Genomic DNA, 6,366 nt, shown 5'->3' with positions numbered 1-6,366 from the left:
AGATACAGGCGGTTGCGCACTTCGGTTCGCAACCGTTTTTTTTTTTGCGCGCCCTCGGCGCGGTTTTTTTTTTTTTTTTTGGGGGGGGGGGGGGGGGGGTTGGGGGGGGGGGGGCCCCCCCCCCGCGGCGATAGCGAACGATTGATATGCCGTCCCAGTGCTGGCAATGTTGAACGCGTGGGCGGGAAACCCGCCCACCCTACAGCCAGCGATGCAGTAGCACCAAAAAAAAGACGGCTCCCGAAGGAGCCGTCCATATGCTTAGCAAACCAGATCAGGCATAGCTGCGCAGGCGCAGCGAGAACTCCTGCAGCGCCTTGATGCCCGAGGCTTCGGCGCGGGCGCACCAGTCCTGCAGCTGGTGCAGCAGCTGGTCGCGGGTCGAGTGCGAGCGTTCCCAGATTGCGCCCAGTTCCACGCGCATATTGTGCATGGTTTCCAGCGCCTTGCTGTGCTGGAACAGCTCGCTAAGCTGCTGTTGCTGCGACGATTCCAGCTTGGCCGGCTCGCGCTGCAGCAGCTTGCGCGAGCTCTTGAGGAAGCGCGCTTCCAGTTCGGCCTTGTGCTTCAGGTGTTCCATTTCTTCACGGAAGGCACGGCGCACCGACTTGGCGTACTTGGCCATCACGTCGTAGCGGTTGGCGATCACCGATTGCAGGGTGTCCAGGTCGGCAGCCTGCTTGTTCTTGGCGAACTTCGGTTCCGGCGCGACGCGCTTCACTTTCGCCAGGCCCAGCATTTCCAGGGCGCGGATATAGCCCCAGCCCATGTCGATTTCGTACCACTTGCTCGACAGCTTGGCCGAGGTGGCGAAGGTGTGGTGGTTGTTGTGCAGTTCTTCGCCGCCGATCAGGATGCCGAAGGGGAAGATGTTGGTGGCCGCATCGTTGCAGTCGTAGTTGCGGTAACCCCACCAGTGGCCCAGGCCGTTGATGATGCCGGCCGCGGTGATCGGAATCCACAGCATCTGGACCGCCCAGATGGTCAGGCCGATCACCCCGAACAGGGCGACGTTGATGACCAGCAGTGCAGCCACGCCCATGGCGGAGCGGCCGGTGTACACGTGGCGCTCGATCCAGTCGTCCGGGGTGCCGTGGCCGTACTTCTCCAGGGTTTCCTTGTTCTTGCTCTCGGCGCGATACAGCTCGGCGCCTTCCAGCAGCACCTTGCGGATGCCGCGGGTCTGCGGGCTGTGCGGATCTTCCTCGGTGTCGCACTTGGCGTGGTGCTTGCGGTGGATCGATGCCCATTCCTTGGTCACCTGGCCGGTGGTCAGCCACAGCCAGAAGCGGAAGAAGTGGCTCGGGATCGGGTGCAGGTCGAGGGCGCGGTGCGCCTGGTGGCGGTGCAGGTAGATCGTCACACTCGCGATGGTGATATGGGTGACGACCAGCGTGTACACCACAAGCTGCCATGCGGAAAAGTCCAGCAAGCCGGTGTCCAGGAAGGCCAGCACGTTCTGCAGGATGTCGCTAAATAAATTCATTCAGTCTCCATGTTGGAATCGTGTCCGAAGCGCAATAAGCCATACGCTCACGTAACCCGCATATTTTACGCGGTTCCAGTGATGCACGGCACGGTCGAGCCGCCTTAATTTGCGCCCGATTGAGGTGTACGCGACACAACCGATGCGATATGTGCATCAAGCAAGCGGGTATCCATGGAAGGATGGCCAAGTTTGATGCTGCCTTGTTGCACCAAGGCATAAATCTTCTTGTTGACCTCCGAAATCGGCCCGCCGCCGCCGTTTTCCGGATCGGCGATCCAGAAACCGACTTCCAGCTCGTAGCCGTCGGCCACGAAGGCGTTCAGGAGCACGTTCGGCGCCGGTTCTTCCAGCACCCGCGCCACCCCTTTCGGCTGGGCTTCCAGCAGCGCCATCGCCTCGGTCAGATCCGAGTCGTAGGACACCACCAGCTTGGTCACCAGGCGCTGGTTACGGTTGGTCACCGACTGGTTCAACACCACGCCGGTGATCAGCATCTCGTTCGGCAGCAGGGTTTGCGTACCGTCGGTGCTGCGCAGCACGGTGTAACGGGTATTGATGCGCGCTACCTTGCCGGAATACTTGTCGAGGGTGATCGGGTCGCCGATGGTCAGGCTGCGTTCCAGCAGGATGATAAAGCCGGACACGTAGTTGCTGGCGATGCGCTGCATGCCGAGACCGAGGCCGACGCCGAGCGCGCCACCGAACACCGACAGCACGGTCAGGTCCAGGCCCGCCAGCGACAGGCTGAACAGCACCGCGACCAGGATCAGGACGGCGCGGCTGACGCGCGCCATGGCCACGCGCAGCGAGCTGTGCACACGTTCCAAGCCCATCAGGCGCTCTTCCAGCGCCGCGCCGGCCCACAGCGCCAGCATGATCAGGATCACGATCGAGACCGCGCCCTGCAGCAGCTCGGCCAGGCTGACCTTGTTTGCTCCGATCGGCAGCTCGGTATGTTCGAGGAAATGGATCACGTCGGGCAGCACGCCCGTCAGGTGCAGCGCCACGCCGAGCCAGACGATTAGCGCGAATACCCGCTCGAAAGTCTGCAGGGCCGCGCCCAGCGGGCCATGGCGCGCGAACACGCGCCGCAGCAGGTAGAAGACGGTGCGGATCACCGCCATCGAGGTCAGCAGCGGCAGCGCGACGCGCAGCAGGTGCACGCTCTGGTAGCGCTCCATGACCAGCTTGGCCATGCCCAGGAAGGCCAGGGCCAGCAAGGGCGGGAGCACGCGGCCGAAGCTGGCCACGCCCAAGCCCAGCAGGCCGCCGCGCTCCGCGCGCTCGTGCAGCCAGGAGCGGTGGATCAGCCGCGCCAGGCCCCAACCGGCGCCCACGCACAGGACGATGGCCAGCGCCTGCCAGACGATGGCGGGCTGGCGGATGTCGGCGAGCAGGTCGGCCAGCAGGTCGGAGAGCGGCATCTCCTTCCCTTACTCGGCCGCGTCGTCGGCGGCGGGCGCCGCCTTGGCCGGGGCCTTGCGCTCCAGCACGGCGGCGAAGAAGCCGTCGGTCTGGTGCTTGTGCGGCAGCAGCTTGAGGTAGTTGTCCATCTCGAGCGGGATCTTCTGCTCGGCCAGCACCTGGTTCATCGGCACCAGCGCGAAGTCCGGATGGGTGGCCAGGAACTGCTCGACGATCACGTCGTTTTCTTCGTTCAGCAGGCTGCAGGTGGCGTACACCAGGCGGCCGCCGTTCTTCAGCAGGCGCGCGGCGCCGTCCAGGATCGAGGCCTGCTTTTCCTGCATCTCGGCGATGGCGTCCGGCTTCTGGCGCCACTTCACGTCCGGGTTGCGGCGCAGGGTGCCCAGGCCCGAGCATGGCGCGTCGACCAGCACGCGGTCGATCTTGCCGGCCAGGCGCTTGACCTTGGCGTCGCGTTCGTGCGCGATCAGCACCGGATGCACGTTCGACAGCCCGCTGCGCGCCATGCGTGGCTTGAGCTTGGACAGGCGCTTTTCCGACACGTCGAAGGCGTACAGGCGGCCGGTGTTGCGCATCAGCGCGCCCAGCGCCAGGGTCTTGCCGCCGGCGCCGGCGCAGAAGTCCACCACCATCTCGCCGCGGCGCGCGCCCAGGATCTGGGCCAGCACCTGGCTGCCTTCGTCCTGCACTTCGATCGCGCCCTGCTTGAACAGTTCCAGGTTCTGCAACGCCGGCTTCTTGTAGACGCGCAGACCCAGGGGCGCGTAAGTCATCGGCTCGGCGGCGATCGGTGCTTCCGCCAGCTTGGCAATGACCTCGTCGCGGTTGGCCTTGAGCGAATTCACGCGCAGATCGAGCGGCGCCGGGGTGTTGAGCACGGCGGCCAGCTTGAGCGCCTCGTCCTCGCCGAACTGGGCCACCAGCTTTTCGTACAGCCACTGCGGCAGGTTGGCCTGCATCTGCTTCGGCAGCAGCGAACGGTCGACGTCCTTGACGCGGGTGAGGAAGTGGGTCTCGTCCTCGCTCAGGCCGCCGAGGCTGTCGAGGCCGGCGGTTTCGCTCAGGCCCAGCAGGGCAAGGCGGCGCATCGAAGGCGTATTGCCCGAGCCGGCGAAGTCGGTATAGAAGGACTTGTTGCGCAGCACCGCGTACACGGCTTCGGCGATGACGCCGCGCTCGCGGCCGCCGAAGCGCGGGTTGTCCTTGAAGAAGCGCGACAGGGTGACGTCGGCGGGCGCGGTGAAGCGCAGGATCTCGCGCAAGACTTCTTCGGTCTTGACGATGATCGCTGGTGGCAATCTCATGGTGTTTCCTGATTTAACTGGTGGCCTCGGCCGCGGGTGCGCGGTCGAGCAGCCTGACGCTGTCGCCGTCGACGACCACGCGGTCTTCGACGAACAGGCGTACGGCATAGGGGTAAAGTTTGTGTTCCTCGACCAGCACGCGGGCGGCCAGGTCGTCCGGCGTATCGCTCGGCAGCACCGGCACTCGGGCCTGCGCGATCGCCGGACCGTGGTCGAGCTCGGCGGTCACGATGTGGACCGTGGCGCCATGCTCGAGCACGCCGGCGTCGAGCGCCTGCTGGTGCGTGTGCAGCCCCGGGAACAGCGGCAGCAGCGACGGGTGGATGTTCAGCATGCGGCCCGCGTAATGTTCCACGAAGGGCGCGGTCAGGATGCGCATGAAACCGGCCAGCACGACCAGGTCGGGCGCGTAACGGTCGATAGTTTCCTGCAGCGCCGCGTCGAACTCGGCGCGGCTGGCGAATTCCTTGCTCGGCACCACGGCGGTGGGAATGCCGCGCGACTGCGCGAATTCCAGGCCCTTGGCGTCGGCCTTGTTGCTGATCACCGCTGCGATTCGGGCTGGCCACTGCTCGGCCTCAAGCGCGCGCACGACCGCTTCCATGTTGCTTCCGCGGCCGGAAATGAGGATCACGATATTTTTCATAGGCGGCATTGTACCGTATCGCAGTGCAGCAATCGGCATTCGGCGGGGCCTCGCGGTCCCGTGGCGAAATGGGAGCGCGCTTAGTTCGCGCCGAGGTCGAACGAATAAAAGACGCGGAACGGCACCTTCTTGTCGCTCCAGAATTCGGCGGCGTCGCGGAATACGTCGAGCAGGTTTTCGCGTGCTTCCTTGTCGAATTTTTGCGCGCTAGGGAGTTGTTCCAGTACAACGATAAAGCCGGGCTGGGGGCCGGCCTCGTGCACCGTCTCGGTCAGGCACTTGCGCAGTGCGTCGAAATTCTTGCTGCAGGGTTTGGGGAAATAGAAGTTCTCGCCGATGCGCGCGCAGACTTGCTGCTTGGTCATCGTATTGGCGCAATGCGCATACAGGAAATGATGGCCCAGTCGCCCTGCCTCCTGCTGCAGGTCGGCGACGCGGAAGGCGCGAATCGACTGCACAAGATTGGGCGCCACTCTCATCAACAAACTCATCTTTTCCTCAAGTCGTCCTGGTATGGTTGGTTTTGCCAAGGCGTCACTCCCTGCGACGTTTGGCGCCGCCGCTGCTTACTCCCCCGCTGTCGTTTCCACGCGCCAATAAAAATCCCTAATTTGTGTAAGGGTAACGTTTTGTGGTATTGGAAGCAACCCAAATGTGCGCACGGCAGGGCCATTTGTAAAAATCGGTATGTCTGCATGTCATCAAAAATCCACAGGGACAATCCGGTTTTCATTCTGTCGCCAGACTGGACACGAACGCGCTGCTGTTACAATTTGTTGCCATGCGGATTGATCAGTGTTGGTGCGATGGGGTTACCATGAAGTCCTGGCGATCCATTCCGCGAGATCGCTCACCAATAACGAGGTAGAACATGAACTTCCAAGCCAAACTGATCATTTCGGCCCTGGGGATGGCCACCTTGCCGCTCGCGCAGGCGGCGGACTTCGAGGATTTCGGCCGCGTGGTGCGCGTGCAGCCGCGCGTGGAGCAGATCCGCACCCCGCGCCAGGAATGCCGTACTGAATACGTGCAGGTGCCGACCCAGCAGCAGGAACGCGGCCAGGGCGGCTCGATCGTCGGCGGCATCGCCGGCGCCCTGCTCGGCAGCCAGGTCGGCAGCGGCAACGGCAAGGTCGCTGCCGCCGCGGCCGGCGCGATTGCCGGTGCGATGGTCGGCGACCGCGTCGAGAACAACGGCCGCAACGTGGCGCCGGGCGTGCAGGAACAGGCGGTGCGCCAGTGCCGCACGGTGGAAGCAGTCGAATCGCGCACCAACGGCTACGACGTGACCTATGAATACCGCGGCCAGACCTATACCACCCTGATGAGCCGCGACCCGGGCAACCGCGTGCGCCTGCGCGTCTCGGTCGAGCCGCTGGACAGCCTCAACGAGCAGTACAGCCAGCGCTACTGATACCGGGCGGCCGTGTTGCCGCCTTCATCACAAGGGGTTCCCGAGCTTGCGCTGCGGGAACCCGTCCACCGATAATAGGGCGATTCCA

At 64.2% G+C, this 6,366-nt stretch carries 6 protein-coding genes; 1 reads left to right on the top strand and 5 read right to left on the bottom strand.

Features of this window, described 5'->3' with window-relative positions; genetic code table 11:
• Positions 1-274: 274 nt before the first annotated feature.
• The 5 genes from KBW98_RS19550 to KBW98_RS19530 form a co-directional block, all read right to left on the bottom strand.
• Positions 275-1,486, bottom strand: coding sequence for a fatty acid desaturase (locus KBW98_RS19550; protein WP_211521833.1), 1,212 nt, complete (start codon positions 1,484-1,486; stop codon positions 275-277).
• Between the two features lie 104 nt (positions 1,487-1,590).
• Positions 1,591-2,913 (bottom strand): mechanosensitive ion channel family protein, encoded by a 1,323-nt coding sequence (locus KBW98_RS19545; RefSeq protein ID WP_211521832.1) that lies wholly within the window; start codon positions 2,911-2,913, stop codon positions 1,591-1,593.
• A 9-nt stretch (positions 2,914-2,922) separates the two neighbouring features.
• Positions 2,923-4,218 carry an RsmB/NOP family class I SAM-dependent RNA methyltransferase gene (locus tag KBW98_RS19540; RefSeq protein WP_211521831.1) on the bottom strand — a complete coding sequence of 432 codons (1,296 nt, stop codon included), beginning with the start codon at positions 4,216-4,218 and terminating at the stop codon, positions 2,923-2,925.
• A 13-nt stretch (positions 4,219-4,231) separates the two neighbouring features.
• The gene (gene purN / locus KBW98_RS19535) at positions 4,232-4,864 is read right to left on the bottom strand and encodes a phosphoribosylglycinamide formyltransferase (protein ID WP_211521830.1); all 633 of its coding nucleotides are present in this window, start codon (positions 4,862-4,864) and stop codon (positions 4,232-4,234) included.
• 80 nt (positions 4,865-4,944) lie between these two features.
• The gene (locus KBW98_RS19530) at positions 4,945-5,355 is read right to left on the bottom strand and encodes a barstar family protein (RefSeq protein ID WP_211521836.1); all 411 of its coding nucleotides are present in this window, start codon (positions 5,353-5,355) and stop codon (positions 4,945-4,947) included.
• Between the two features lie 380 nt (positions 5,356-5,735).
• Between KBW98_RS19530 and KBW98_RS19525 the strand changes: the two genes are divergently transcribed.
• On the top strand, positions 5,736-6,278 hold the full coding sequence (locus KBW98_RS19525) for a glycine zipper 2TM domain-containing protein (RefSeq protein ID WP_211521829.1): 543 nt from the start codon (positions 5,736-5,738) through the stop codon (positions 6,276-6,278).
• Positions 6,279-6,366 lie beyond the last annotated feature (88 nt).

This window comes from Massilia sp. ST3 (assembly GCF_018119405.1).
In the GTDB taxonomy this organism is placed as follows: Bacteria; Pseudomonadota; Gammaproteobacteria; order Burkholderiales; family Burkholderiaceae_D; genus Telluria.
Note: the sequence above shows the minus strand (reverse complement) of the source record. Positions and strands in the feature narration are given on the sequence as shown.